The organism is Bacillus cereus group sp. RP37 (assembly GCF_040459695.1).
In the GTDB taxonomy this organism is placed as follows: domain Bacteria; phylum Bacillota; class Bacilli; order Bacillales; family Bacillaceae_G; genus Bacillus_A.
The window spans coordinates 452,356-477,818 of record NZ_JARVHP010000001.1 but is presented as its reverse complement, the minus strand read 5'-3'; the positions used below and the strand labels follow the sequence as shown (position 1 = coordinate 477,818).

Below are 25,463 nucleotides of genomic sequence, written 5' to 3'. Positions count from 1 at the left end.
AAATTAACCCTCTTTCTTACTTTCTATATTCCGCTTCGCTTCCTTAATAGCAAGCTCTATGACAACCCCTGGATCCTTTATCATTTTTCCGTGCCCTGCCGCAAGCAAGGAAGGCTCATATTCTCTTAACTTCTCTGCACTTTGTAATGATATGTCTTTGCTCCACGTTGCCATCGCCGGAAACGGAAACCAAAATTTCATTTGTCCTGAAACAGCCATACCTCCTCTTGTTTGGAATGCATCCCCGACAATCAGAGCTTTATTTCTTACATCAAGAAACGACATGGAGCCTGGTGTATGTCCCGGTGTCATAATCGCAAGAAGCGATCCAACTCGGTCGCCATCTTCTAATAAAACATCAGGTACCGTTTTTATCTTTTTAGGTACACCGCCTTTTATTGGCGTATTTGGTTCATCCTTTTGTAACGTCGTATCTCCTTCTAACAGCTTTGCTTCCCTCTTAGAAATATAGACTGGAACATGAGGAATTACTTCCTTTAATGCGTCTAATGCACCGATGTGATCATCATGCGCATGTGTTAATACAATCTTAGTAATTGGTTTCCCTATTTTCTCAGCCGCCTGCAAGATCCCTTTTGCGCTATATGGCAAAGCAGCATCAATTAAAGTTAAACCATCTTCTTCCTCCACAAAGTAACAATTTACAGGAAACACTCTTGGCAAAAATGACAATTGATATACCGTTTTTTCATGTATCATTCTCATATTTCCATCTCCCTTTTCACGAAAACTAATACCATTAGTTTTATTATACTAATGTCATTAGTTTTATGTCACTAAAAATTTCTTTTTTTCAAAAAAAATAACAGTAGTCGTTTATACGACTACTGTTATTTAAAGGTATTAAACTGTGTAACGCTCATCTTCTAAAATTTTCGCAGCGATCTCACGTTTCTTCGGAATTACGTTAAGTGGTGTGTGGCGAGTTAATTTACGTAATGATGATAACATCATGCGCAGCATGTCGCCGTTTTCAACTGCGATAAGTGTTTCTTTCGCATCTGCTTCGATTTCGTTGAATGCTTCTTGGCAGAATACTTCAGTGTATAACACTTTTTGTTTATTCTTTTCAAGGCCAGTTGTTTTAATTGCTTTTTCTGTACGAAGAACAGCAGACTCCATTGCGTATAGGTTGCTTACGATGTCAGCGATATTCACAAGAATTTCTTGCTCTTTATCTAGTGCTTTACCGTATTTTTGAGCTGCTAATCCAGCTACCATTAAGCCGATTTTTTTCGCGTTAGTTACTAAATATTTTTGAAGTGCTAATGGCTCATCGCCTACTTCTTCTGGCATCATCATCATTAACTCTTCTTGTAATTTTTGTGCTTTTTGAAGAAGCGGTAATTCACCTTTCATCGCTTTACGTAAGAACGTACCTGGTACGATTAGGCGGTTAATTTCGTTCGTTCCTTCGAAAATACGGTTAATACGAGAGTCACGGTACATTCTTTCAATCTCGTACTCTGCCATAAATCCGTAACCACCATGAATTTGAACACCTTCATCTACTGTATAATCTAGTACTTCAGAACCGAATACTTTATTTAAAGAACACTCGATTGCATATTCAGCGATAGAAGCTGCTACTGCTTTACCGTCTTTTACTTCTTCTTCAGATAATGTGCTCATGCGGCTTTCGAATAGACCTACTGTACGATATACAGAGCTTTCAGCTGCATATGTTTTCGCTGCCATATTCGCAAGTTTCTCTTGAATTAATGGGAATCGAGCGATTGGTTGTTTGAACTGTTGACGTTGGTTTGCATATTGTGCTGAAATTTCTACTGCACGTTTCGCAGATCCAACTGTACCAACACCTAATTTATAACGGCCGATATTTAAAATGTTGAACGCGATAATATGACCTTTACCGATTTCACCAAGTAAGTTTTCTTTCGGTACTAATGCATCTTCTAAAATTAAAGTACGAGTTGATGAACATTTAATACCCATTTTCTTTTCTTCTGGGCTTGTAGATACGCCAGCATACTCTTTCTCTACGATAAATGCTGAGAAGTGCTCTCCATCAATTTTTGCGTATACGATAAATACATCAGCAAATGCAGAGTTTGTAATCCATTGTTTTTCACCGTTTAATACGTAATGTGTACCTTCTGCATTTAAACGTGCAGTTGTTTTTGCGCCTAATGCGTCAGATCCTGAACCTGGCTCTGTTAATGCGTATGCAGCTAATTTTTCACCAGTTGCAAGTAATGGTAAATACTTTTTCTTTTGCTCTTCGTTACCGAATAACACGATTGGTAAAGATCCGATACCTACGTGAGCACCGTGAGTAATTGCAAAGCCACCAGCGCGAGAGAATTTCTCTGCGATTAACGCTGAGCTTACTTTATCAAGACCAATTCCGCCGTACTCTTCTGGTACGTCAGCGCCTAATAAACCAAGTTCCCCAGCTTCTTTTAAAAGACGAACAGAACGATCAAACTCGTGTTGCTCTAAATATTCAAGCTCTGGAAGAACTTCATTCACAATAAAGTCCTCTGTCGTTTTTGCAATCATTTTATGCTCAGATGAAAAATCCTCTGGCGTAAACACTTGATCAATCGTAATCTCATCAACTAAAAAGCTACCGCCTTTAACCGCATTTCCTACTGTTTTTTCCATGAAAATTTCCTCCTTCATATTTTCATAAGCCGCTTCTCTCATTTTGAAAGAAGCTGGCTCTCAATTTTATTTTTTATAAACCTTTGTCGCTTCCATTCTTTTCTTTAGCGTCGTCTCGTTCTGAGCGAGCCACCTGCACTTTTTTTCAATCCAGTTCCGGTGGCTAGAACAGTCGGTCGTTTCACCCCTTCCTGTGAGGCAAAAAGCGCCTCTTCGTCAGGGCTTCCAACGCCCTCTTGTTCTGAGCAAGCCACCTGCACTTTTTTCAATCCAGTTCCAGCGGCTAGAATGTTCGGTGGCTTCGCTTCTTCCTGCGAGGCAAAGAGCGCCTCTACGTCTGAAGCTCCATCCCCCTCACATTCTGAGCGAGCCGCTTCCACTTTTTTTATAGTAATTCAAACACTCCCGCTGCTCCCATTCCGCCGCCGATACACATTGTTACGATACCGAATTGTTGGTTGCGGCGTTTCATTTCGTGAATAAGAGATAGTGTTAGTTTTGCTCCTGTACAGCCAAGTGGATGTCCAAGTGCGATTGCACCGCCGTTTACGTTTACTTTTTCTTCATCTAAACCAAGTTCACGAATAACTTGGATTGATTGAGAAGCGAATGCTTCATTTAGTTCGAATAGGCCAATATCAGATAGCTCTAAACCAGCTAATTTTAACGCCTTTGGAATTGCAGCGATTGGACCGATTCCCATTACTTCTGGTGGTACGCCAGCTACTGCAAATGAACGGAATTTCGCAAGTGGCTTCATACCATCACTCACTGCTTTTTCACGATCCATTAATAGTACAGATGCTGCACCGTCACTCATTTGTGAAGAGTTACCAGCTGTTACAGAACCGCGAACGTTAAATGCTGGACGTAATTTACCTAAAATGTCTAGCGACGTTTCTGCTCTTACACCTTCGTCTTGTGCGAAAATGATTGTTTCTTCTTGCAGTTTGTTATTTGATCCAACAGTACGTAACGTTACATCTACAGATACTGTTTCATCAGCAAAGTTCCCTGCAGCTAATGCTTTCGCAGCACGTTGATGACTTCTTACTGCAAATGCATCTTGCTCTTCACGAGAAATTCCATATTTCACAGCAACTTGCTCTGCTGTATGTCCCATACCCATATAATATTCTGGAGCTGCTTCTACAAGGCGACTATTCGGACGAACAACGTGTCCCATCATCGGAACTAAACTCATTGATTCCGCTCCGCCTGATAATACAGCTTCCGAGTGACCAAGCATAATGCGCTCTGCTCCGTAAGCGATACTTTGTAAACCTGAAGAACAGTAACGGTTAATCGTAATAGCTGGAACATCGTAAGAAAGTCCTGCTAGTCCGCCGATATTACGAGCCATGTTCAAGCCTTGCTCTGCTTCTGGCATCGCACAACCGAAAATTAAATCGTCGATTGGTCCTTCATAATTCGCACGCTTTAACGTTTCCTTTACTACTAATGCCCCTAGATCGTCAGGACGAACTGTTTTTAATGAACCCCTCTTTGCTTTTCCAATTGGTGTTCTTGCTCCCGCAACAATGACAGCTTCTCTCATGAACGATATCTCCCCTCGTTATTAGTTACGTAATGGCTTTCCTTTTACAAGCATGTGCTGCATTCTTGCTTGTGATTTCATCTCACTTACTAAGCTAATAAATGCTTCACGTTCTACATCTAATAAATACTGCTCATCAACTTCTGTTCCGTACGGCACTTTTCCGCCCGCAATGACATATGCAAGTTTCTTCGCAATGTGAAGATCATGTTCAGAAATGTAACCTGATAAATGCATTGCTTCTGCACCAAGTACAAGAGTTGCATATCCTGTTTCACCAACAACTGGTATCTTTTTACGGATCGGTGCTTTATAGCCAGCTTCATATAAAGCAAGTGCTTTTTGTTTCGCATCATATAGTAAATGATCACCATTCACACTAATACCGTCTTTATCGCCTAAGAAGTTGTTCGATACAGCTTCTTGTGCTGATGTAGAAACTTTCGCCATCGCTACAGATTCGAATACTTTATTCGCAACTTTTTGCAGATCAAACTCTACACCGTTTGGCATTTTATTTAAGTGTTTAATGTATAGCTCTTTATTACCGCCTCCGCCAGGGATTAAGCCAACCCCAACTTCTACTAAGCCCATATACGTTTCGCTAGAAGCTTGAATGCTAGCTGCTGGTAAGCAAACTTCTGTACCTCCGCCAAGCGTCATACCGTATGGTGCTGCTACAACTGGCTTAGAAGAGTACTTAATTTTCGTCATCGCATCTTGGAAGTTTTTAACAACTAACTCGATTTCAAAGTAGTTGTCATCTTGTGCTTCCATTAAGATCATCGCTAGGTTCGCACCAACGCAGAAGTTCTTCGATTGGTTACCGATAACAAGACCTTTATAATTCTTCTCTACTTCATCAACAGCGTAGTTAATCATTTGCGTAATATCCATACCGATTGCATTGCTCTTCGAATGGAATTCTAAGCAAAGGATGCCGTCACCTAAATCGATTAAGCTCGCTCCGCTATTTTTCTTTAATACGCCATTTTTCGCTTTTAATTGTTTAAGGGAAATTGCCTTTTTATTACGTTCGATTCGCTTATATTCGCCATTATCGTAATAGTAGCTATCTCCGTTATCATGTTTGTAGAAAGTAGTGAAACCTTTCTCTAACATTTCTTTCACCCAAGTCGGAACAACTACGCCGTTTTCTTCCATCTTTTGAACGGACTTTTCAACGCCAATTGCATCCCAAACTTCAAATGGTCCTTGCTCCCAGCCGAAGCCCCACTTCATCGCTTGGTCAATTGCAACGATATCGTCAGCAATTTCTTTATGAAGTTTTGCAGAGTATAAAAGAGTCGGTGTGATGATGTTCCATAACAACTCTCCTGCGCGGTCTTTCGCGTATACAAGCGCTTTCAATTTATTCGATAAACCTTTTTCTTGTTTACTTAACTCGATAGATGCAGCTTTTAATTTTTTGCGAGCTTCGTATTCCATCGTTTCAGGATTCAATTCTAAAATTTCTTTTCCTTGTTTTAAGAAGAAGCCTTGACCTGTTTTACTTCCAAGCCATTTTTTATCAAGCATGTCATGCATGAAAGCTGGTACTTTAAATACATCACGCTCTTCTTCTTGTACGTTTTCATATACGTTATTTGCAACGTGTACGAATGTATCTAAACCAACAACATCTAATGTACGGAACGTTGCGCTCTTCGGACGGCCAATAAGTGGGCCTGTTACAGAATCAACTTCCCCAATGCTATAGCCGCGTTTTATCATCTCTTGAAGAGTTACTAATAAACCGTACGTACCGATGCGGTTTCCAATAAAGTTTGGTGTGTCTTTTGCGATAACAACGCCTTTTCCAAGAACGTCTTCGCCAAATAGTTTCATGAAGCTTAATACTTGTGGATCTGTTTCTTTCGTCGGTATTACCTCTAGAAGTTTTAAATATCGTGGTGGGTTAAAAAAGTGTGTGCCTAAGAAGTGCTTCTGGAAGTCGTCTGAACGACCTTCTGCCATTTTTTCTACTGAAATGCCTGACGTATTCGAGCTTACAATAGAACCCGGTTTACGAACAGCATCTACTTTTTCAAATAGTTTCTTTTTAATATCTAAGTTTTCAACTACTACTTCAATAATCCAATCTACATCAGCTAGACGCTCAAGATCATCTTCTAAGTTACCTGCTTCAATCAGTGCTAGATTTCCTTTCACTGTCAGAGGAGCTGGTTTTTGCTTTAATAGTTTTTGCACAGCCGTATTACTAAAACGATTTCTCACACTTTTATGTTCTAATGTAAGTCCCTTCGCTTCCTCTTCTTTTGTTAGCGCAGGTGGTACAATATCAAGCAATAATGTCGGAATACCAATATTAGCTAAGTGTGCCGCAATCCCTGAACCCATTACGCCTGAACCTAGAACAGCAGCCTTTTTAATTTGGAACATCCAATTCTCCCCCTATTCTTGAATGAATGCTCATTCAATTTTTCGACATAAGTCGCAATCAATGAGTGAGCCTCTACTAATAAATATATGATACAGTTTGAATTTTCGCAATATATTTATTGATAAAATTTTCAGAAATAAATATTTTTCTTTTATTTGCCCATGCTATATATATGTATTTTCTTCACTTAAATACACTTTTCCTTTTTATAATCTGACGAAACTGGAGGAATATATATGGCAAAACTTAAGAAGAACCCTTCAAAAGCTGGAATTAGCGCAGCAAGCGTAACTGGAAATGCAGGTCCGCATAATCACGGTGTGGAAAAGGGCCGTCAAGGTAATAACCAACAATATAAGAAGCATAATATGGGCGAAAAATAACGGTATATTTTTGGGCAGAAAACGTGGCATAATGGGTAATGGCTGCTTTTTCTGCCCAATTTATTTGTACATATGGAAAACAAAAGAGGGAACGATGATGAAACGAACAATAGTTATGATTGTAATGATTGCCACACTATTTACAGGGATGATTTTTTTCTCTTACGCACAAAGACAACAAGCTGTAAGAGCCGATCAACCTAGCATTACTGGGCAATACGGAATTACAATCGATGCAGACACAGGTGAAATTTTGTATGGGAAACGTGAAGACGAGCGGTCTTATCCGGCTAGTATAGCCAAAATGATGACAACCCTTCTCTTACTAGAGAACGTAAAAGAAGATGAAGAAATTACTATTACAGAGAACGCAATTAAAACAGAGAGTCAAAGTAAAAAAATTAAACTTCGTGCTGGGGAAAAGTTAAAACGAGATGAGGCATTAAAACTGATGCTTATCATTAGTGCAGATCCAATAGCTGAATCCATCGCAGAACATATCGCAGGATCAAAAAATGAATTTGTAAAAATGATGAATGCTAGAGCGAAGGAACTTGGTACAAAGCATGCGACTTTCAAAAACGCAAGTGGTGCTGATGCACTCGGAAATAAAGTATCACCTTATGACATTGCTATGATTACGAAAGAAGCATTAAAGTACCCAGTTGTTCTAGAATATATGAATTCAACACGTACAACTCTACATACTTCAGAACGCTCTCCAAAAATCGCAAACTATGGACGAGAAGAACTATATGACGATCCATATGCAATTGGAAGTAAAAGTGGTCTATCAGCACTCGGAAAATATACGGTCGTAACAGTGGATGAAAAAGACGGTAAACGCGTCATTAATGTTGTATTATCTTCTACTCGCGCGCAACTATATCCTGATACGAAGAAAATGGCACATTACGCCTTTCAGCAATTAAAATAACCAAGGAGTATTTTCTCCTTGGTTATTTTTTAACCATACCTTTTAATACGAACGCAACGTTTGCTGGACGCTCTGCTAGACGACGCATGAAGTAGCCATACCAGTCGTTTCCATAAGGTACATAAACACGCATTTTGTAACCTTCTTTTACTAGCTCAAGTTGACGCTCATTACGAATACCATATAACATTTGGAATTCAAATTGGTCTCTTGGAATGTTGTGTTCTTCGGCAAGTTTTTTCGTATATTCAATAATCGCTTCGTCATGTGAAGCAATTGCAGTATAATTTCCATTTAATAAGTGCATTTTAATAATTTTTTTATAATTGTCATCTACATCTTTCTTGTCCGGGAACGCCACTTCTTCGGGTTCCTTATAAGCACCTTTTACAAGACGTAAATTAGGATTGTAAGCATTTAAGTCCTCAATATCTTTTTCTGTACGATATAGGTAAGCTTGAATAACAGTACCAATATTATCGTATTCAGATTTTAACTGTTTAAAGATATCAATTGTCTTTCCGCAGCGTGTATAGTCTTCCATATCAATTGTAACAAACACACCATTTTCTTTTGCAGCTTCTAAAATGCGGCGCATATTGTTCATTACGATTTCATCAGAGATGTCTAATCCCATAGAAGTCATTTTTAAAGAAAGCTGCGAATCAAGACCTTCTCTTCCAATTGCACGGATTGCTTCAATCGATTGGGTAGCCATTTCATTTGCTTCCGCTTCATTATCAACGAATTCCCCTAAATAATCGATTGTTACACAAAGACCTTGCTTGTTTAATGCCTGAATAGCTGCTGTCGCTAATTCAATCGTCTCCCCTGCGACGAAGCGACCTGCACCAAAGCGTAAACCGTACTTTTTAGCCAGTTTTGTTAGCGCTTTATTTTTAGATAAGAAAAGAAACGAATTTCGCATTAATTGTTCCATGTAATTCACCCCTATGACTTGATTTATCTGTTTTTTACCCCTCTTCAAAATTATATCATTGTTTAAAATTATTGGATACAAATAATTATTTAGATAATTTATAAAATACTATAAAAACATTTAAAACCCTATATTCTCGCTTATAAATATGCAGGAAATATTTTTCGACATTTAGAAAAAACGAGTTTACTAGGCACAAAATAAGCATGTCGAAAATATTCGACATGCTTATAAAACCCTTTATATTCCATGTAAATTATATGAGGATATTAATAAAGAAAACTTGATGTAACATTCACCTCAAGTTTTCTCACTGCTCATTTCTCTTCTCTTCATTCATTTTTTTAATGTCCGTAATTAGCTTCACCATCTCTTCTTTCGCATCTGGATACGTCTCATTCCAATGCTTCACTAAAGCTGGCATCGTCTTGGCAATATAAGAATAAAGTGCCCACTTCTGCACCTGTTCTTTTCTCTCTTCATTGCTCTCTCCCAGTAATAGTTCCGTGTATTTCTCTAACAACCCGTCAAATTGTTCGTTAAACTTTTCATTCATCTTATTTACCTCCTATATGAAAAAAGCAGCGGAAATCGCTGCTTTTTCTTATAATTTTGATCGAACAGAGTTTAATTTTTTCTCCATTGTGCTTACTTTATCACGACGATCATCGATACGAATTGTTGTTGCAACGCGCTGTGCACCTTTCGTATATGGAACTTCATGCATTTGTTGAATTACTTCTAGAATGACAGGAAGATCTCCTTCAATAACTGTATTCATTGGTGTTAATTGATACTTCACGCGATCTGCATTTTTCTCTAGCACCTTTTGTACTTCTGCTACATATTCACTAACACTTGGATTACCCGTTCCTACTGGAATAATCGATACGTCAACAATTGCCATAGTAGTCTTCCTCCTATACTTGCTTCTTATATATCCATTCTCTATTTTACCGAAATACTCGTCATTTTACTAATTTGTTATTCCTCTATTTTAAACTGCTCAACTAATCTTTCTAAGTCTCTCATATGCTCCGTCAAACTTTCCATCGTATGAGCTACCTTTTCTAGATGATCCACTTGAGATTCAGTTGCAGCATTTACTTCTTCAGAAACAGCTGCGCTTTCTTGACTCGTACTAGCAATTGTATGCATTACCGTTGTAATTTCTCCTTGCTCGTGACCAATATTATGTACCTCTTCGACAATTTGTTCCACTGAAGTACTAATCGTATTTACAACAGACATAATTGTACGGAATTCCGCCTCTGCCTCTGTCGTAACGTTATTTTGCACATCCGCAATATCTTTTAATTTACTTACAACTTCTACAACTCGTTTTACCTCTACTTGTACATCACCAATCATTGTTGTGATTTCTCCTGTCGCCTCTTTCGATTGTTCTGCTAACTTTCGAACTTCTTCAGCAACAACAGCAAACCCTTTACCTTGTTCACCTGCACGCGCCGCTTCAATCGATGCATTTAAAGCAAGTAAATTCGTTTGATCCGAAATACCCTTTATAAGCTCTACAACATTTTGAATCGATCCAACTCTTTGCTCTAACTTTCCGGATGCTTCCTCTGTATGAACAACAATCGAAGATGATTGGCCCCTTGTACGAACTAAATTCCGCATCGTATTTAATCCTTGCTTAGATGCCTCTTCAGCTTTGCCAGCCACTCCTTTTATTTCACCAACAGAGTTATTCATTTGTTCCACTGACTGCGCCATATTCTTGAGCTGCTCTGAAACTTCATCTACACTATTAGCAAGCGTAGAAGCTCCTCCGCTCACATCATCCATTGCACCTGATACTTCTCTACTAGCTGCTACAGTTTCATTCGTTAAATAATGTAGATTGCTCGTTGATTGTTGCACTGTTGATACACTATTTTTAATTTTACTTACCATCTCATTCATTTGCTCAACCATATGATTAAAATGGTTCGTCAGTTCTCCAACTTCGTCCTTACTTGTCACTTTCATTCGTAACGTTAAATCACCTTCTGCTACTTTTTGAACGTGATTCGTTAATAGTTGCAGTGGTCTTGCTAATCTTCTTGAGAACAAATATGAAGCTGCGATTCCAACGAATAAGCTAATACATGCCATTATAATGACTGTATTTCTCGTACTATTTAATAGCCCATCAATCGTTTCTTTCGGATAAAAAATTCCTATCTTCCATTTCATCAAATCAAATGACTGACTATAAACAACTACATCTTCACCTTTTAATGTAGTGACAGCATATTTTGTTACCTCTTTATTTAAACTCTTCACAAGTGGCTCTTTCGAAACATCTTTCCCGATTTTCTCTGGGTAAACAAGAGCCATATTTTTATCATTTATAATAAACATTTCTCCGCCGTTATTGTATTGAATATTATGAAGTAACTTCTGAATTGTTCCAAGTGATACATCCATCGCTACAACACCTAATACAGATCCATCTTGAGCTGTAATTGCTTTAGACACTCCCACACTTAGCTTACCTGTAGCAATTTCATACATAGGTTGTCCCCAGTGAACCTTTTTCACATCAGCTTCTGAGTCTTTATACCAAGGTCTTGTCGTTGGGTCATATCCTTCTGGCACTTGTCCACCTTCAGCAAGATTGGCACTTAATGTTTTTTTATCTTTCGTACCAATATATAAGTCTAAAATGCCAGGATGATTCTTTTTATACTCCGAAAACTCTTTCGTCAAAAATGCTTCCTCTTCTGGAGTAACTCCATCTTGAAGCATATTACGAATCATCTCACTGCTCGCATAATACCCCATATCTTCATCCGTTCTTTGAACAAATGTCGTAAGTTGCTCTGTCACAAGATCCATCGTATTTTGAGAATACTGGTCTAAGGAGCGCACTTCCTTCTCTTTCTGTAATTGATACATAGCTGTACCTAATATTACAAACATCATAGAAATAAGAACCGAAAATACTACCGCAATTTTTAAACGTAAACTTCTCAACATCTTCCCCCAAGCATCCCGATACGATAAACTTAACTAAATCTATATAATTCAATCAAATTTACACAAGTTAGTGCTTCATCGTGTTCTCGCAACCCCGAAGGGACGAGGGGTATAACACTCCACACGAGGCAGTATCGTTACCTCCTATTATCAAGCATTTATTTTACCCATCTTGATAAATTTGTCGACGCATTTACATCCCTATCGTGATGGCTATTGCATGAAGCACAAGGCCACTCACGTATTTTTAAACTCCACTGTCCTTCTGGTTGAACTGAATGGTCGTATTTCATGCCACAACATGAACAAATCTTGCTTGAGGCGAACCATTTATCAGCTTTTACATACGCAATGCCATACTTCTCGCACTTGTATGATAAACATTGAAAGAAGAAGTTTAATTTTTGGAATGAAAATGCTTTCGATAGCTTTTTGTTTTTTAACAGGTTTGAGATAGATAAGTCTTCCACAACAATCCTCATTGGTTTGGTTTTCACCAATTTAGCTGTTGCTTGATGGATATGGTTATTTCGGATATTCGTAATTTTCCTAGATAACCGCAGGTGCTCAGCTTTCGCTTTTTCATATCCGGCAGATTGAATTTTTGCACCTTTTTTAAATCTCCTAGACATATCTCTTTGTGCTGACTTTTTCCTTTTCAAAAGTTTTTTAACCTTGGCATCTTTGTTTATATTTCGTTCTTTCATACCATTAGAAGCTACAAAAAGCTCTTTTAAACCAACATCCACACCAATCGACTCATTCGTTAGTTCTTGTAATTCAAAGTCTTCTTGGAATCCTACACTAATCCACCAGTGACGACCATCAAAGGTAACTCTTGGATTGGATGGTTTTTTGTTTCTTGGTAGTTGTTGGCTTGTTTTCACTTCTCCAATGGACTGAATATGAACTACTTTCTTTCCTATAGTCAGTCTTTCATAATTGGCATAAAATCCTTGGATTAAATCTTTTTTGGATTTATAAGAAGTGTGAGAACCATTTTTGTACTTTTTGAACGCATATTTTCTCGCCGTATCAAAATCTTTTGAAGCCTGTTTAGGAACTTGTGCATTGATGTCTTTTAACCACTCATATTTCTTTCGCTTCTTGATCTTTGTAAATCGTTTCTGTAAAGCTAACTGTGAAACAGATTTTCCAAATAGCTTATAGTATCTATCACTCATTCTTTTACAATAGTTATAAGCGAATCTTGCAGCTCCAGCATGGTTTCTAAGCACTTGTTCTTGTTCAGGCGTTGGAATCAGTCTGACTTTCTTCGCCAATATCATCAGAATGTAACTCCTTTAATGAAAGATTTGTTCTTCTGAATCGTAGCGTGTTCCACCAGCATTCTCCTTAGACTACTCGGATGCAAACCTGTTAATTCTGATACTTGACTAACTCGTGAAAATTTCATTATTATTCTCACCTCATTGAATCCAACATAGCACGTACGTTCGATATTTTCAATGAAGTTTGATAGATTTAATAAAATTTATCTTGTTCAACTAAGGGCGCAATTCCTTAGCCAGTTCTCTTATGAACTTCTCATGTTTTCACATGAGCGCAGACTATATGTTTATCTCCTTAGAGATAGAGGATTTTTCCACCACCATAGGCTTGTGGTGTACTCTCGTCAGTTATACGAGATAGTCGTTGAACGTTCATCTTATCAATTTTAACTTAGATGATTCGATGCGGAAGACCCATTGTTCTAATGTTTAGGATTTAACCTTGCACCATCTGATTGATTTTTTCTGCTTTCGCAACATTCACGCTCGCCATTTCTAGCCACGTTGTAGTTCAACCAGCTTTAGGGATTGCCCGCAGTTAACCCTCACTACTAGCCAATCACTTGACTAGCAGGGCTTACTGATATATTTAATTAACTTTCGTTATAATTGGTTAAATAAATCGTAACAGTTAGTTACCCTTCATGTTGTATTGTAATCGTATTAATCACTATATTAAGTATAATGGATAAAATTAAAAAATTGAAATTAATTCTCCTCCCAATCTGAGTAGAAAACTTACAACCACTTGTGTAAAAACAAATAGTTCATTATCCTTAAGCTATACAATCTCATTCGTTCGGAGGGAACTATGTTACAAAAATTCGGTTTCTCACAATATGAAAGCCAAGCTTACGAAGTTGTCGTATCGAGCAACGAACCATTAGATGCTACAACGATTGTGAAGCATTCTGGTGTTCCAAAAGCCAAAATATATGAAGTGCTTGCACGCCTAATCGATAAAGGAATGGTAATGGATTCTGTTTCAGAAAAGAAAAAGCTGTATACAGCATTACCACTCAAGCTAGCAATTGAAAAATTAACGACAGAGTTTCAATCAAATATTGAAGAATTGGAAACGAATATATCAAAAAAATCATTTACAGATGACCGTGTGTGGAGCTTAAAAATGCAATCTTCTATTCGAGTTCAAAGTAAAGAACTCATCGAAAGTGCAAAAGAATCAATTCGCATTTCAGCTTGGAATGATACCCTTTTAGAATATCTTCCTTTATTAGAAGAAAAGGCAAAACAAGGCGTCAAAACCGAGTCCCTTATCGTTGGAAAAGTAGAAACAGACTTAGAAAACATGCATTTTCTAATCCCAGCCGAAGAGCCTAACGCGCTAGAGCGATACTTACTGCTCATCGTTGACGACCGTGAAATTTTATTTGCTGGTGTAGAGCAAGAGTCATGGCAAGCAATGAAAACAATGTCACAACCTTTCGTGAAGTTCTTTACAGAATTTTTCTATCATGACGTTGCACTTGCAAAGATTACCCAGAAACACCATGATCTATTTATGGAAGATGAGGAAATTAAGAGTTTGTTGATGAAGTTGAGATACTAAAAAAACGCCCTTATTACAAGGCGTTTTTTTTCTACATTTCTTTTCTATTTTTCATCCTTAACACATAAGCACCAGCAATAATAAAACCAATTCCTAAAACGAATAAAGCCGTAAATTCATTGCCGACGCCGCCAGTAGCTGGCAAACTCACTTCATTATGAATATTAGCTTGTTGTACCGGCTTCACATCAGCAGAAGGTTTCACTTCCCCATTCGGTGTTGGCTTATTTGGCTTAGAAGGAAGCGATGCCTTTTCTTCTTTCTTATTTTTCACAATATGTTTAATAATTTCTCCGTCCTCTTTTATTTCAAATGCGAACGTCTCTTCATTTATTACATATCCATTTGGCGCGATTGTTTCTTTATACGTGTACTTTCCGTATGGTAGTTTAAATTTCGCTACACCTTTTTCATCCGTTTTCCCTTTTACTACTTCTTTCCCTTGTTCGTTGTAGATTGTAAATTCTGCATTTGGTAACTTCGTATTCCCATCCGCTACATCTACTTTCGTTATTTCTAACTCGCCTTCTACCTTCTTATCTTGAACGATATGTTTAATAATTTCTCCATTCTCTTTTATTTCAAATGCGAACGTCTCTTCATTTATTACATATCCATTTGGCGCGATTGTTTCTTTATACGTGTACTTTCCGTATGGTAATTTGAATTTCGCTATACCTTTTTCATCCGTTTTCCCTTTTACTACTTCTTTCCCTTGTTCGTTGTAGATTGTAAATTCTGCATTCGGTAACTTCGTATTTCCATCCGCTACATCTACTTTCGTTATTTCTAACTCGCCTTCTACCTTCTTATCTTGAACGATATGTTTAATAATTTCTCCATTCTCTTTTATTTCAAATACGAATGTCTCTTCATTTATTACATATCCATTTGGCGCGATTGTTTCTTTATACGTGTACTTTCCGTATGGTAATTTAAATTTCGCTACACCTTTTTCATCCGTTTTCCCTTTTACTACTTCTTTCCCTTGTTCGTTGTAGATTGTAAATTCTGTATTCGGTAACTTCGTATTTCCATCCGCTACATCTACTTTCGTTATTTCTAATTCACCTTTTACATTTTCATTTTTCAGCTCTAATACAGCTGTTTCACCAGTTTTCACTTCAATTTTTTTAACACTTCCGTCTAACACATATCCAGCTGGCGCTTGAATTTCTTTGACACTATATATACCGATTGGAAGATTACCTAACTCCGCAATCCCCTTATCATTAGTGGTAACATTTTGTTTAAAGTTTTCATTAGAAACTTCAAACACCGCTCCTTTTAATAATTCCTTTTTTTCTCCTAATTTCATAATCTTTAAAGAGCCTACTGATTCCCAATTTACAACTAAATCTGTACTGATTTTCTCACTATTTCTTTGTAACAATACCGTTGTATTTTGAACTTTTTCTGACCCTTTAAAAGCTATCGCTTGTAAATTTGTTAACGTAGACTTCACTTTCATTTTAAAATTACCACTACTCGTATCTTTCGGGATTAAGATTTTGAATTTTTCGTTAATTGATAATATGCTTTTCTCTTCTCCATTTTCATTTACAATTCGAAGCCCTTTAGGAGCATTTTCAGGAAGAATTGTATAAGAGCCAGATACCGCATTTGTTTGTACTGCATAAAATCCTGTTTCTAAATAATCTCCTTTTTGTGTAGCAGTTTGTGGATCTACAAGATTAACTTTAAAGAATACATCTTGTGATCCAGTTTCTTTTTTTGAAGCCTCTACTAAACGCTTCATAAGATTATGTACACGTTCATTTTTTGCAACTAAATCTTCTTCCGTTAATTCATTTGCTGCAATCCATACTGCTAATTGTGTAGCATAATGCGCTTCTTCCGTTGTCGCTACACCTAATTCAGATGGGCTTTTTTGAGGATATCCATTTAATAAAATACGATATACGGCATCAGATGTTTTCCCCATCTCAGGCAAATCGTCCCCATTGGGTGAACGTAAATCAGGCGTTAAACAATACGCAATACTACCCGAAGCCGTTTTAATTATTTCTGTCTTTATTTCACGCTGTTTCGAATTACTATAGCTCCAATCCATTTTATATGTTTCTCTGTTCATTACTTCTGCCTTTACTTGTGGCATTGCAATTCCTAACAAAATAATAAGAGCACTTAAAAAACTAAACCATTTTCCTACCATCTTTCGTTTCATTCTCTCCACCACCATATATAAATTTCTACATGAAGCAATCTTACTGTTTCATTGTACTTATAGTAAAAAAAAGAGAATAGGTGGTTTTTTTGTAGTATCTTGTCGAATTGTTGAGAAAGTTTCACAGTAATAAGCAACTTTAAAATTGTTTGCTCTCCTGCTACTATTGACAAATAAATATTACATGTTTTCAATTTTCAAACATAATAAAAAAGACACTTTATAAGTGCCTTTTTAACTTACGAGAAACAAATTTCAAACGAATACATATTACTTATCTTTTTCCTTTATCTCCATCAACAGCTCAATGATTTTCTCATTTTGCTCCACTTGCTTCTCAGAGTTTTGATAGATGCAACGAATCCATCCTAATACAAAAACAACTACAACTATCGGTAATAGTGCAAGTATTACACCGAATATCGAGAAGTTAAACATCATTTCTCCATCACCTCGCTACATACAACTTTCTCCATATACCCACTAAAACCTGCAAAATTTTACAAATGAAAAAAGAACCTATCAAACGATAGATTCTTCTTTCGCGAACTGAGTAGAACGTCCTCTCGTAATCGAGAAAATCGCACAAAGCAGCGCTAGTATAATAAAGCCGCCTCCTACCCAAGCATTATATATAACAGATGATTTTTCAATAACAACTCCGCCTACTGTTGAACCGAGCGCAATTCCTAAGTGAAGGGCAGAATTATTTAAACTTTGCTGAATACCAGCCGATTCTGGTGCAATTTCAATTAAATAATTTTGTTGTGCTGGCGAAATAGCCCAGCTCAGCATACTCCAAAGTCCCATCATAATAATGAACAGTGGGAATGAGAATGTCATCATTGGCAATAGGAAGATCGCAAACGCAAATATGATAATAATTGAGATAATACTTTTCTTTGATCCCCATTTATCCGCAAGCCAGCCTCCGAAGCCGCCTCCAATTACTGCTGCGATTCCGAAAATGAAGTAAAATACACTAATCCAATTCGCTTCAACATGCATGATATCTTTTAAGAAAGGTGTTAAATATGCATATAGTGTTAAATGACCCGTTAAAAATAAAAATGACGTTAACTGTGCACTGACGATTTTTTTATCTTTTAACGTAGCGATTTGCTCTCTTATCGATAACACTGATGTCGGTGGTACTTTCGTTAAGAATAATGAAATACAAGCGATTGCCATAACTGTTAATACCGAAATTAATACAAATGGTGCACGCCATCCATATGCATTTCCAAGTACAAGACCAAGTGGTACCCCAAGTACAAGTGACCCACTAATCCCCATGAAAATGATTCCAATTGCACGCGCACGAAAATGCGGTTCTACAACGCTAGAAGCAAGTGTTACTGACAGTGCAATAATAAGCGAGCCACTCGCTGCACAAATAACCCTTGAGAACATTAACATCCCGTAATTCACACTACATGCTGAAATGATATTTCCGATTAAGAAAATCGATAATGCCCCAATATACAATTTCTTTCTTTCAAACTTCCCGGTTAAAGCTAATAAAACCGGACCCGATAAAGCAAATACTACTGAAAATATTGTTATTAGCTGACCAGCTGCACTAATAGATACGCCTAAATCATTGGCAACTAAATCGAGCGTTCCTCCTATAATTAGCTCAACCGTTCCGACTACGAAAGCCGCGATAGCTAAAATATACACACGAAAATTCAAGTCTTTCCCCACGCTTTCTATTTTGGTTACTACGATTATAGTAATCAAAATAGAAAGTGGACGCAAGTACAATTTTTTTACAGTAAAAAAGGTAGGCGTATTATACGCCTACCCTTCAATCATGACACTTCCGTTTTGTTCTTCTTATTTAAATACCAATACACCGGCAGTCCAGTAAAGACAATTCCAATTGACAAGAAACAACTTACCGGATCGTTAATAATCGCACTACCGATTACAAAGAACGAACCTAAAATCGCAACGATTGGTACGATTGGAAATAACGGTACACTGTATGCACGCTCTTTATTCTTATTACGCTTTCTTAAAATGAAGACACCAATAAACGTCATTACATAGAAAATATAAATAATGAATACGGAAATCTCAGATAGCTTATTCGGATCACTAATAATCATTAAAATAATTCCTAAAATGATTTCAACAGTTATCGCATTTGCTGGTGTTTTAAATCTTGGACTTTCCTTTGCGATAAACTTAGAAAATGGCAGTTGTCCACGTTCTGCCATCGACATCGGGATACGTGGGAACGTTAAAATCTTTCCATTTAAACAACCGAAAATAGAAACGATAATACCGATACTAATAATTTTTCCGCCATATTCTCCAAGTAACATGCCCGCAGCTGTCGCTGTAGCATTTTCTCCAAGGTCTACAATTTGTGTTGCTGGTAATACATTTAGTAACGCTAAGTTAATTGATACGTAAGCAGCCGTTACAATTAAAATACCAACCGTCATCGCTTTCGGTAATAACTTTGTTGGATTTTTCATCTCTCCGCCAATCGAAGCAAGTAGAATCCAGCCGTCATAAGCAAATAACGTTGCTAAAATTGCCATACCGATACTTTGATTTTCTGATATCGGCACAACTACGTTAAAGATATCACTATTCCCTTTCCAAAAACCTAACACAACAATTAAAACGATTGGAATCATCTTCCCAATTGTCGTAACCGTTTGGACGATACCTCCGTATTTTGTTCCCATACTATTTACAACGCCAAGGAACACAACTGTTCCAATTGCGATTGGTAAATTCCATACTTTATCTAAATAGAAAAAATTAATCATTAAAGAACTAAAATACAAGCCTAATGTTCCAATAATAGCTGGTCCATAAACAATCGTTTGCATCCAGCCTGATAAATATCCCCAAAAACTTCCGTAGATTTCCTCTAAATACGTATACAACCCACCATTTTTCGGGATTTGCGCTCCAATTTCAGCTACTGTTAAACCACTCGCTAGCGTCAACAGACCACCAATTACCCAAGCAAGAATAGCCATATTAGAACTCCCCGAGTAATCTAATACGCTCCCTGGTTTCATAAACACACCAGATCCAATAATCGTTCCTACTACGATAGAAAGTGCTACTGTTAAACCAATTTTATTCTTCTCATCATGATGCATGCTGCGTATCCTCCTTCCAATTCTAGTGTGATGCAAAAATGAAATAAAAAAACACTCCTCCCTAAAAAAGGGACGAGTGTTGTATTCGTGGTTCCACCCTTGTTTCAATTCGTAAAGTAACACACTTCACCAATTTCTCAAGTCTAAATAACGGTTTTTGCCGGCAAGCAATTACTAGGTATCCGTTCACTGCTGCAGTTCAGAGGTGGTAATCCATTTTCCGTATTAGGAAGCTCACAGCCAAAGGCTTCCCTCTCTGAGAATCGTAAAAAATCGATCGTGTCCTCATCATCACTTCTTGATGTCGAATTTTGTAGTTATTGTTCATTATATTGAATTGTTAGAAAAAATCAATATATTTTTTTATATAACATAAGAAATATTTCTATTCTTATATTATAACAGAAGATACGACACTTCTCTAATTCCCTAAAAATGGTATGATCCATCTAGGAGGTGCACGAATAATGATTGCTGTTTTTTGTATCATCGCTACATTTCTTTCTGTTCTATTCGCTATCATGTACAGGCACAAGTATCCTAGTTATAGCATTTTAACGGTAGCTATTATACCAGCTGTTTCCTTCTACGTGTTAGGTAAGTATCAATACACAGAGGTGTTTATCGGTTTTGCAATCTTCTACTGTGTCTTTGGATACATACTAACAATGAAAAAAATTTCAACGAATCATTAAAAGGGACCGATTTCTGCTGACAGAAATCGGTCCTCGCACGTACCTTTCGGTTGCCCACACGAAAGATACGACATAGTTCAATTATTTATCTTCATTTTTCATAAAAAATTTACCCCTCATTAACGGGCAGTAAAACTTCCACCTTAAAATCCAGCGAATACAAGGATGAAGTTGGAATATTAACTGCCCGTAAAAGCCCGATTGGTGAGGGCTAATAATCAGTGGAAATGCACCACTGATTAAAGTTTCACTTTATGGTGCGGAAGATCCACATTCAATGCCTCTAATTGTTTCTTTTCGTTCTCTAAAATTGATTTCGCTTTTTCTTTCGTTTCCTCATCTAATCCCGCAAAAATGTCTTCATGTTTCTCTTTCTCTGGAAGTTTCACACCTAGCTTCGTTAATTCTTCTTTTGCTTGCTCATGAGTTAATTTCCCGGATTTTTCTTGTTCAAAAATAGACTTTGCTTTTTCTTTTGTTGCTTCATCTAAGTCAGCAAGCATGTCTTTACGCTTACCTTTCTCAGGAAATTTCACACCTAGCTTTGTTAATTCTTCTTTTGCTTGTTCACGAGTTAATTTCCCGGATTTTTCTTGCTCTAAAATTGATTTCGCTTTTTCTTTTGTTGCCTCATCTAAGTTAGCAAACATATCACCATGCTTACCCTTCTCTGGCATTTTCACGCCTAACTTCGTTAATTCTTCTTTTGCTTGTTCACGTGTTAGTTTCCCAGATTTCTCTTGCTTTAAAATTGATTTCGCTTTTTCTTTTGTTGCCTCATCCAAGTTAGCAAACATATCACCATGCTTACCCTTCTCTGGCATTTTCACGCCTAACTTCGTTAATTCTTCTTTTGCTTGTTCACGTGTTAATTTCCCAGATTTCTCTTGCTCTAAAATTGACTTCGCTTTTTCTTTTGTTTGCTCATCTAATCCTGCGAACATGTCTTTACGTTTCTCTTTCTCCGGAAGCTTTACACCTAGTTCCTCTAACTGTTTCTTTGTATCGTCCATAATCGTTTTTACTTTTTGTTTTGTGGTATCATCTAAATCTTTTTTCGCCGTTTTTGTAGACTGCTCAGCTGCTGGAGTATTCGTTGCCGCGAATGCCGGAATACCGACTCCTCCAATAATTCCGAATGATAAAGCACCTGCAATCGCTAAATACCCAACTGTTTTCTTCTTCATAGGAAATTTCCTCCTTCATAGTTCTAAAGCATGTACACTTTCGTATACAATGCCTATAGTAATGTTGGTTTCTTAACATTTCCTTAACGACTTAACAAAAAAAACGCCGCTCATCCCGAGCGGCGTTTTTCTAAGCTTTTTGTAATTGTAATTCTTCACGTTCCATTATTCTTCTTAATACAATTGTTTGTGTCATTGTAAATAAATTACCCGTTATCCAGTACAACACAAGTCCTGATGGCGCCGCAAATCCCATAAATAGAATCATTGCCGGCATCATAATTTGCTGCATTTTCAGCATCTGTACTTGTTCTCCAGGTGTAATATTAGATTGGAAAACTTTCATCTGAATAAATGTCGTTAGCGCTGCAAGAATTGGTAATATGTGATACGGATCTGCATGTCCTAAGTTCACCCATAAAAATGAAGATGTGCGAATCTCTTCTGTTCGGCTAATCGCATAATACAAAGCAGAGAAAATCGGCATTTGTATTAATAGTGGCCAGCAACCAGCAAGTGGATTCCAACCCCCTGATTTCATTAGTTCTGACATTTCTTTTTGATACTGCTTTTGTTTTTCAAGATCTTTGCTTACATCACCGTGTTTTTTCTTGAGCTTCTGCAATTCAGGTTGCATTTTTTTCATTTTCGCTTGGCTACGATATTGCGAAACAGCTAATGGAATCATTGCTGAACGAATAACGAGCGTCATAATAATGATAGCAATCCCGAAGCTAGCTCCTGGTATATGATGAGCAACAAATTGAATCATAAACGAGATTGGATACACGAAATAATGATCCCAAATTCCCGCACTATGTGCATCAATTGGGGCTGCATTACTGCAACCAGATAAAACAAAAACAAGTAATAATGATAAACTAACGAGCACAGCTCGGTATGATTTTAACATGTTCATTCCTCCAATGTTTCGTAATTATTTAGCGAAACATTGGTGTATACGGACCTACCTCGTCATTCTCTTCACTTGATTCTTGTCTGCGCACAGATCGAATCATTCCATATTTATAAAAAATAGAGAAAAGCGGTACATTACCAGTACCCTCTTCACACGTATTAACTAGTTTAAAAGCTCTTTGTCTACCGCTTGATGCTTGCTGACGCACAAAACGAGAAACGTTAGCAAGGAAGAAAACTTCTAACAAACAAAGCGCCGTCGTTACAAACGATATATATAGAATTGCATCCTGCAATAAAAATTCCATCGCTTCACATCCTTAATAAGATCATTTTAGCACATTCAACAAACATTCTCTATTTCCTTTTATTTTCAAAAAAAGTATTTTGCATATTTTCTCAAGAAAACAATAATTAAGAAACATTGTATTCGCTTTCTTTAGTATATTCACACACATCAATGAATAGGCTTGATTTATTAGAAATTTATAAAATTTTTGCATTATAATAAAACTATTGCCAGTTTTTGAAAAAACCTTTATTCTCTTCTTGTAATCAAAAATGAATATGGAGATGAAACATACTATGGGTCAACTAGGAGACGCCGATTACGTTCCCGACACCGCCTTTTTATCCTTCCCAGCAGCTAAAACATTTCACTTAGAATTTATCATACAGTTGGTTGTTATTTTCGTAGCCTCTATTTTGTATGCAATTTCTATGAATATGTTCTTTATCCCGCATAACATGATTAGCGGTGGATTCGCTGGTGTAGGGATGATTATCGGTTATTTAATGCATTACAATATCGGTGCACTTATCTTTTTACTAAACATTCCTCTTCTTATTTTAAGTCACTTTTACTTAGGCAAGAAGACAACCTTTTTAACAGCGTACTTTGTAGCTGTATCATCGTTAGCGATGAATATTATCCCTGTACACCAAGTTTCAGACGATATTTTACTGTCCTCTGTATTCGGCGGTGTAATCTGCGGAGCAGCCTCAGGAATCATATTCCGATTCGCTTCTTCAACAGGTGGCTTTGATGTTGTTGGATTGATTGTAGCGAAACATCGAGATATTTCGATTGGAGCAATCATCTTTGGATTCAACTTAATCTTACTTGTTGCAGCAGGATTTATTTTCGGATGGGATATTACACTTTATACGTTAATTAGCCGGTTTGTAGTCAGTAAAGTAATTGATGCCGTGCATACGAAACATATTAAATTAACGATAATGACAGTTACAGAAAAAGGCGAGGAAATAAAAAGCGCCCTACTACATCACGGCATACGCGGAGTGACAATGGTAGATGCTGTCGGCGGCTATACAAACCATAAGAAAAAAATGATTTACACCGTCGTGACTCGCTATGAGTTAGGCGAAATGAAACGTATTATCCGTCAAGTGGATAACAGAGCATTTATGAACATTACTGAAACAGTTGAAATTGTCGGCCGTTTCAAACGCATATAAAAAGGCGCAAGGAATGGTATTTCCTTGCGCTTTTTATTTTTTACACTTATTACAAAATCAGATAATTCTATTATTGTGACCCTAAATGTGTTATAATGAAAGCAGACTCACAAAAAAAGAGTATATAGACTTGGAAGTTTCTCTTATTTTACAAGCAAAAAGAAACGAGCAGTCAGGTATATTTCAGACACCATACACGTAACGGTTTACACAACCGATCACTCTTCAATGATCTTTTTATAAAAAGATACGTACAACTAAAACTCACTTCAATATACTATACCTACCTTTTTGACTTCCAAATCATCTTATTACATAGGGAGATGAACATATGAATCAATATATAAGATACACAATAGCTGTCCTGTTTGCTATTATCGGCGGAACGATCTGCTTCTGGACAAACACTCAGCTTGGAGAGAATATCATTTTTAATGGAATCGAAACACTTGTAAGCGCTTCAATTTTAGGCGGGTACATTTTCTTCCTCTTCAATCCAGAAGAAAATGCGCAAAAAACAATGTTATTAACAATGATCGGAATCGTTGGCGGATGTATTTCCTATTCAATGACTAACTATACATTACCACTTCAATTAAGCTCAGCTTTCTTCCACGGTCTATGGACTTGGTTCATTGCATTCTGCCTAGCAGACGTATTCAACTTATTACAAGACAATGAAGAAGAAAACGGTCGCCAAATTGAAAGTAACTCGTAAGCTGGAAGATATTCTTCCAGCTTTTTTTATGTTGTTTTGCATACCCCGTCACCACAATAAAAAGAAGTTACCCCGCGGCAACTTCTTTTCCACATACCCCACTCAGTATTCGCCGAAATATATCAACGATTTTTCAAATATATCGATCATTTCTCCACTTATATCAACGATTTTTTCATTATATCAACGATTCGATATAGGATATCGATTTACCGACATCCTTCGACATTCAAAACGTACAACATACCCTATCCCCCAAGCAACTTACTGCCGAACTCTACGATTAAAAAGATAACTAATAAGATCGCGAGTATTTTTAATGCTACATACGCTACTTTAAAAACAGCATAAATGAGCAAGACGATTAAAATAATCGTTAAAATTTCCATCTAGAATTCCTCCAAGCTTTGCTCTTCTGCTCTTATTTTA

General features: G+C 37.1%; 24 protein-coding genes and 1 other annotated feature. Of the genes, 6 read left to right on the top strand and 18 right to left on the bottom strand.

Translation table 11 applies throughout. From position 1 onward, the window contains the following. Window positions 1-3 precede the first annotated feature (3 nt). The 4 genes from QCI44_RS02320 to QCI44_RS02305 all read right to left on the bottom strand — a co-directional run bounded on the left by QCI44_RS02320 (window position 4) and on the right by QCI44_RS02305 (window position 6,610). Window positions 4-726, bottom strand: a complete 723-nt coding sequence (locus QCI44_RS02320; RefSeq protein ID WP_098986774.1) for an MBL fold metallo-hydrolase — start codon at window positions 724-726, stop codon at window positions 4-6. 138 nt (window positions 727-864) lie between these two features. Next, window positions 865-2,649, bottom strand: a complete 1,785-nt coding sequence (locus QCI44_RS02315; RefSeq protein ID WP_000416287.1) for an acyl-CoA dehydrogenase family protein — start codon at window positions 2,647-2,649, stop codon at window positions 865-867. A 385-nt stretch (window positions 2,650-3,034) separates the two neighbouring features. Continuing rightward, entirely contained in the window at window positions 3,035-4,207 is a 1,173-nt protein-coding gene (locus tag QCI44_RS02310; RefSeq protein WP_001206340.1) for an acetyl-CoA C-acetyltransferase, read from the bottom strand. Window positions 4,208-4,228: 21 nt separating this feature from the next. After that, window positions 4,229-6,610, bottom strand: a complete 2,382-nt coding sequence (locus QCI44_RS02305; protein ID WP_016085681.1) for a 3-hydroxyacyl-CoA dehydrogenase/enoyl-CoA hydratase family protein — start codon at window positions 6,608-6,610, stop codon at window positions 4,229-4,231. Between the two features lie 237 nt (window positions 6,611-6,847). On the opposite strand from QCI44_RS02305, the gene QCI44_RS02300 reads away from it, so the two are divergent. Beyond that, a complete protein-coding gene (locus QCI44_RS02300) occupies window positions 6,848-6,994 on the top strand; it encodes a YuzL family protein (RefSeq protein WP_001096344.1) in 147 nt (48 codons plus the stop codon). Between the two features lie 97 nt (window positions 6,995-7,091). Further along, a complete protein-coding gene (locus QCI44_RS02295) occupies window positions 7,092-7,931 on the top strand; it encodes a D-alanyl-D-alanine carboxypeptidase family protein (RefSeq protein WP_033659965.1) in 840 nt (279 codons plus the stop codon). A 22-nt stretch (window positions 7,932-7,953) separates the two neighbouring features. Here QCI44_RS02295 and QCI44_RS02290 read toward each other — a convergent pair whose 3' ends face one another. The 6 genes from QCI44_RS02290 to QCI44_RS02265 all read right to left on the bottom strand — a co-directional run bounded on the left by QCI44_RS02290 (window position 7,954) and on the right by QCI44_RS02265 (window position 13,273). Further along, window positions 7,954-8,871 carry a proline dehydrogenase family protein gene (locus tag QCI44_RS02290; protein WP_016085679.1) on the bottom strand — a complete coding sequence of 306 codons (918 nt, stop codon included), beginning with the start codon at window positions 8,869-8,871 and terminating at the stop codon, window positions 7,954-7,956. A gap of 310 nt (window positions 8,872-9,181) precedes the next feature. Then, window positions 9,182-9,427: a YusU family protein gene (locus tag QCI44_RS02285; RefSeq protein ID WP_016085678.1), complete on the bottom strand. Its 246-nt coding sequence runs from the start codon at window positions 9,425-9,427 to the stop codon at window positions 9,182-9,184. 48 nt (window positions 9,428-9,475) lie between these two features. Then, entirely contained in the window at window positions 9,476-9,778 is a 303-nt protein-coding gene (locus QCI44_RS02280; protein WP_001018862.1) for an MTH1187 family thiamine-binding protein, read from the bottom strand. 77 nt (window positions 9,779-9,855) lie between these two features. Then, window positions 9,856-11,856, bottom strand: coding sequence for a methyl-accepting chemotaxis protein (locus tag QCI44_RS02275; protein ID WP_088084558.1), 2,001 nt, complete (start codon window positions 11,854-11,856; stop codon window positions 9,856-9,858). A 158-nt stretch (window positions 11,857-12,014) separates the two neighbouring features. After that, window positions 12,015-13,145, bottom strand: a complete 1,131-nt coding sequence (locus tag QCI44_RS02270) for an RNA-guided endonuclease InsQ/TnpB family protein (protein WP_353810991.1) — start codon at window positions 13,143-13,145, stop codon at window positions 12,015-12,017. Continuing rightward, window positions 13,145-13,273, bottom strand: a complete 129-nt coding sequence (locus QCI44_RS02265; RefSeq protein WP_000672785.1) for a hypothetical protein — start codon at window positions 13,271-13,273, stop codon at window positions 13,145-13,147. Before QCI44_RS02265 ends, QCI44_RS02270 begins: the two co-directional genes overlap by 1 nt. 686 nt (window positions 13,274-13,959) lie before the next feature. Between QCI44_RS02265 and QCI44_RS02260 the strand changes: the two genes are divergently transcribed. Then, entirely contained in the window at window positions 13,960-14,718 is a 759-nt protein-coding gene (locus QCI44_RS02260; RefSeq protein ID WP_016085676.1) for a TrmB family transcriptional regulator, read from the top strand. A gap of 31 nt (window positions 14,719-14,749) precedes the next feature. On the opposite strand, the gene QCI44_RS02255 is transcribed toward QCI44_RS02260, so the two are convergent. The 4 genes from QCI44_RS02255 to QCI44_RS02240 form a co-directional block, all read right to left on the bottom strand. Continuing rightward, entirely contained in the window at window positions 14,750-16,906 is a 2,157-nt protein-coding gene (locus QCI44_RS02255) for a SpaA isopeptide-forming pilin-related protein (RefSeq protein WP_116349179.1), read from the bottom strand. Between the two features lie 270 nt (window positions 16,907-17,176). Next, window positions 17,177-17,347 (bottom strand): hypothetical protein, encoded by a 171-nt coding sequence (locus tag QCI44_RS02250; protein ID WP_016085674.1) that lies wholly within the window; start codon window positions 17,345-17,347, stop codon window positions 17,177-17,179. 81 nt (window positions 17,348-17,428) lie between these two features. Then, window positions 17,429-18,673 carry an MFS transporter gene (locus QCI44_RS02245; protein WP_353810990.1) on the bottom strand — a complete coding sequence of 415 codons (1,245 nt, stop codon included), beginning with the start codon at window positions 18,671-18,673 and terminating at the stop codon, window positions 17,429-17,431. Between the two features lie 47 nt (window positions 18,674-18,720). After that, complete coding sequence (locus QCI44_RS02240; RefSeq protein WP_016085672.1) at window positions 18,721-20,037, bottom strand: APC family permease; 1,317 nt, start codon at window positions 20,035-20,037, stop codon at window positions 18,721-18,723. 65 nt (window positions 20,038-20,102) lie between these two features. Beyond that, window positions 20,103-20,338: a binding site (T-box leader), on the bottom strand. A gap of 166 nt (window positions 20,339-20,504) precedes the next feature. Here QCI44_RS02240 and QCI44_RS02235 point away from each other — a divergent pair. After that, window positions 20,505-20,732 carry a hypothetical protein gene (locus tag QCI44_RS02235; protein WP_016135963.1) on the top strand — a complete coding sequence of 76 codons (228 nt, stop codon included), beginning with the start codon at window positions 20,505-20,507 and terminating at the stop codon, window positions 20,730-20,732. Between the two features lie 239 nt (window positions 20,733-20,971). On the opposite strand, the gene QCI44_RS02230 is transcribed toward QCI44_RS02235, so the two are convergent. The 3 genes from QCI44_RS02230 to QCI44_RS02220 all read right to left on the bottom strand — a co-directional run bounded on the left by QCI44_RS02230 (window position 20,972) and on the right by QCI44_RS02220 (window position 23,145). Then, window positions 20,972-21,919, bottom strand: a complete 948-nt coding sequence (locus tag QCI44_RS02230; protein ID WP_353810989.1) for a hypothetical protein — start codon at window positions 21,917-21,919, stop codon at window positions 20,972-20,974. Window positions 21,920-22,049: 130 nt separating this feature from the next. Further along, window positions 22,050-22,832 (bottom strand): membrane protein insertase YidC, encoded by a 783-nt coding sequence (gene yidC, locus QCI44_RS02225; RefSeq protein ID WP_116363590.1) that lies wholly within the window; start codon window positions 22,830-22,832, stop codon window positions 22,050-22,052. 28 nt (window positions 22,833-22,860) lie between these two features. Continuing rightward, window positions 22,861-23,145: a hypothetical protein gene (locus QCI44_RS02220; RefSeq protein ID WP_016085668.1), complete on the bottom strand. Its 285-nt coding sequence runs from the start codon at window positions 23,143-23,145 to the stop codon at window positions 22,861-22,863. A 277-nt stretch (window positions 23,146-23,422) separates the two neighbouring features. Here QCI44_RS02220 and QCI44_RS02215 point away from each other — a divergent pair, with 277 nt between their 5' ends. Both QCI44_RS02215 and QCI44_RS02210 read left to right on the top strand, forming a co-directional pair. Further along, a complete protein-coding gene (locus tag QCI44_RS02215) occupies window positions 23,423-24,316 on the top strand; it encodes a YitT family protein (RefSeq protein ID WP_016085667.1) in 894 nt (297 codons plus the stop codon). A gap of 331 nt (window positions 24,317-24,647) precedes the next feature. Then, complete coding sequence (locus tag QCI44_RS02210; RefSeq protein ID WP_001077770.1) at window positions 24,648-25,034, top strand: DUF3938 domain-containing protein; 387 nt, start codon at window positions 24,648-24,650, stop codon at window positions 25,032-25,034. Window positions 25,035-25,282: 248 nt separating this feature from the next. Here the strand turns inward: QCI44_RS02210 and QCI44_RS02205 are convergent, their stop codons facing one another. Further along, entirely contained in the window at window positions 25,283-25,423 is a 141-nt protein-coding gene (locus QCI44_RS02205) for a DUF3985 family protein (protein ID WP_000404783.1), read from the bottom strand. Between the last annotated feature and the right edge of the window lie 40 nt (window positions 25,424-25,463).

Excerpts from the sequence above, each read along its gene's own strand:
- QCI44_RS02320 (WP_098986774.1), bottom strand. The coding sequence starts at position 726 with ATGAGAATGATACATGAAAAAACGGTATATCAATTGTCATTTTTGCCA.
- QCI44_RS02315 (WP_000416287.1), bottom strand. The coding sequence starts at position 2,649 with ATGGAAAAAACAGTAGGAAATGCGGTTAAAGGCGGTAGCTTTTTAGTT.
- QCI44_RS02310 (WP_001206340.1), bottom strand. The coding sequence starts at position 4,207 with ATGAGAGAAGCTGTCATTGTTGCGGGAGCAAGAACACCAATTGGAAAA.
- QCI44_RS02305 (WP_016085681.1), bottom strand. The coding sequence starts at position 6,610 with ATGTTCCAAATTAAAAAGGCTGCTGTTCTAGGTTCAGGCGTAATGGGT.
- QCI44_RS02300 (WP_001096344.1), top strand. The coding sequence starts at position 6,848 with ATGGCAAAACTTAAGAAGAACCCTTCAAAAGCTGGAATTAGCGCAGCA.
- QCI44_RS02295 (WP_033659965.1), top strand. The coding sequence starts at position 7,092 with ATGAAACGAACAATAGTTATGATTGTAATGATTGCCACACTATTTACA.
- QCI44_RS02290 (WP_016085679.1), bottom strand. The coding sequence starts at position 8,871 with ATGGAACAATTAATGCGAAATTCGTTTCTTTTCTTATCTAAAAATAAA.
- QCI44_RS02285 (WP_016085678.1), bottom strand. The coding sequence starts at position 9,427 with ATGAATGAAAAGTTTAACGAACAATTTGACGGGTTGTTAGAGAAATAC.
- QCI44_RS02280 (WP_001018862.1), bottom strand. The coding sequence starts at position 9,778 with ATGGCAATTGTTGACGTATCGATTATTCCAGTAGGAACGGGTAATCCA.
- QCI44_RS02275 (WP_088084558.1), bottom strand. The coding sequence starts at position 11,856 with ATGTTGAGAAGTTTACGTTTAAAAATTGCGGTAGTATTTTCGGTTCTT.
- QCI44_RS02270 (WP_353810991.1), bottom strand. The coding sequence starts at position 13,145 with ATGATATTGGCGAAGAAAGTCAGACTGATTCCAACGCCTGAACAAGAA.
- QCI44_RS02265 (WP_000672785.1), bottom strand. The coding sequence starts at position 13,273 with ATGAAATTTTCACGAGTTAGTCAAGTATCAGAATTAACAGGTTTGCAT.
- QCI44_RS02260 (WP_016085676.1), top strand. The coding sequence starts at position 13,960 with ATGTTACAAAAATTCGGTTTCTCACAATATGAAAGCCAAGCTTACGAA.
- QCI44_RS02255 (WP_116349179.1), bottom strand. The coding sequence starts at position 16,906 with ATGAAACGAAAGATGGTAGGAAAATGGTTTAGTTTTTTAAGTGCTCTT.
- QCI44_RS02250 (WP_016085674.1), bottom strand. The coding sequence starts at position 17,347 with ATGATGTTTAACTTCTCGATATTCGGTGTAATACTTGCACTATTACCG.
- QCI44_RS02240 (WP_016085672.1), bottom strand. The coding sequence starts at position 20,037 with ATGCATCATGATGAGAAGAATAAAATTGGTTTAACAGTAGCACTTTCT.
- QCI44_RS02235 (WP_016135963.1), top strand. The coding sequence starts at position 20,505 with ATGATTGCTGTTTTTTGTATCATCGCTACATTTCTTTCTGTTCTATTC.
- QCI44_RS02230 (WP_353810989.1), bottom strand. The coding sequence starts at position 21,919 with ATGAAGAAGAAAACAGTTGGGTATTTAGCGATTGCAGGTGCTTTATCA.
- yidC (WP_116363590.1), bottom strand. The coding sequence starts at position 22,832 with ATGTTAAAATCATACCGAGCTGTGCTCGTTAGTTTATCATTATTACTT.
- QCI44_RS02220 (WP_016085668.1), bottom strand. The coding sequence starts at position 23,145 with ATGGAATTTTTATTGCAGGATGCAATTCTATATATATCGTTTGTAACG.
- QCI44_RS02215 (WP_016085667.1), top strand. The coding sequence starts at position 23,423 with ATGGGTCAACTAGGAGACGCCGATTACGTTCCCGACACCGCCTTTTTA.
- QCI44_RS02210 (WP_001077770.1), top strand. The coding sequence starts at position 24,648 with ATGAATCAATATATAAGATACACAATAGCTGTCCTGTTTGCTATTATC.
- QCI44_RS02205 (WP_000404783.1), bottom strand. The coding sequence starts at position 25,423 with ATGGAAATTTTAACGATTATTTTAATCGTCTTGCTCATTTATGCTGTT.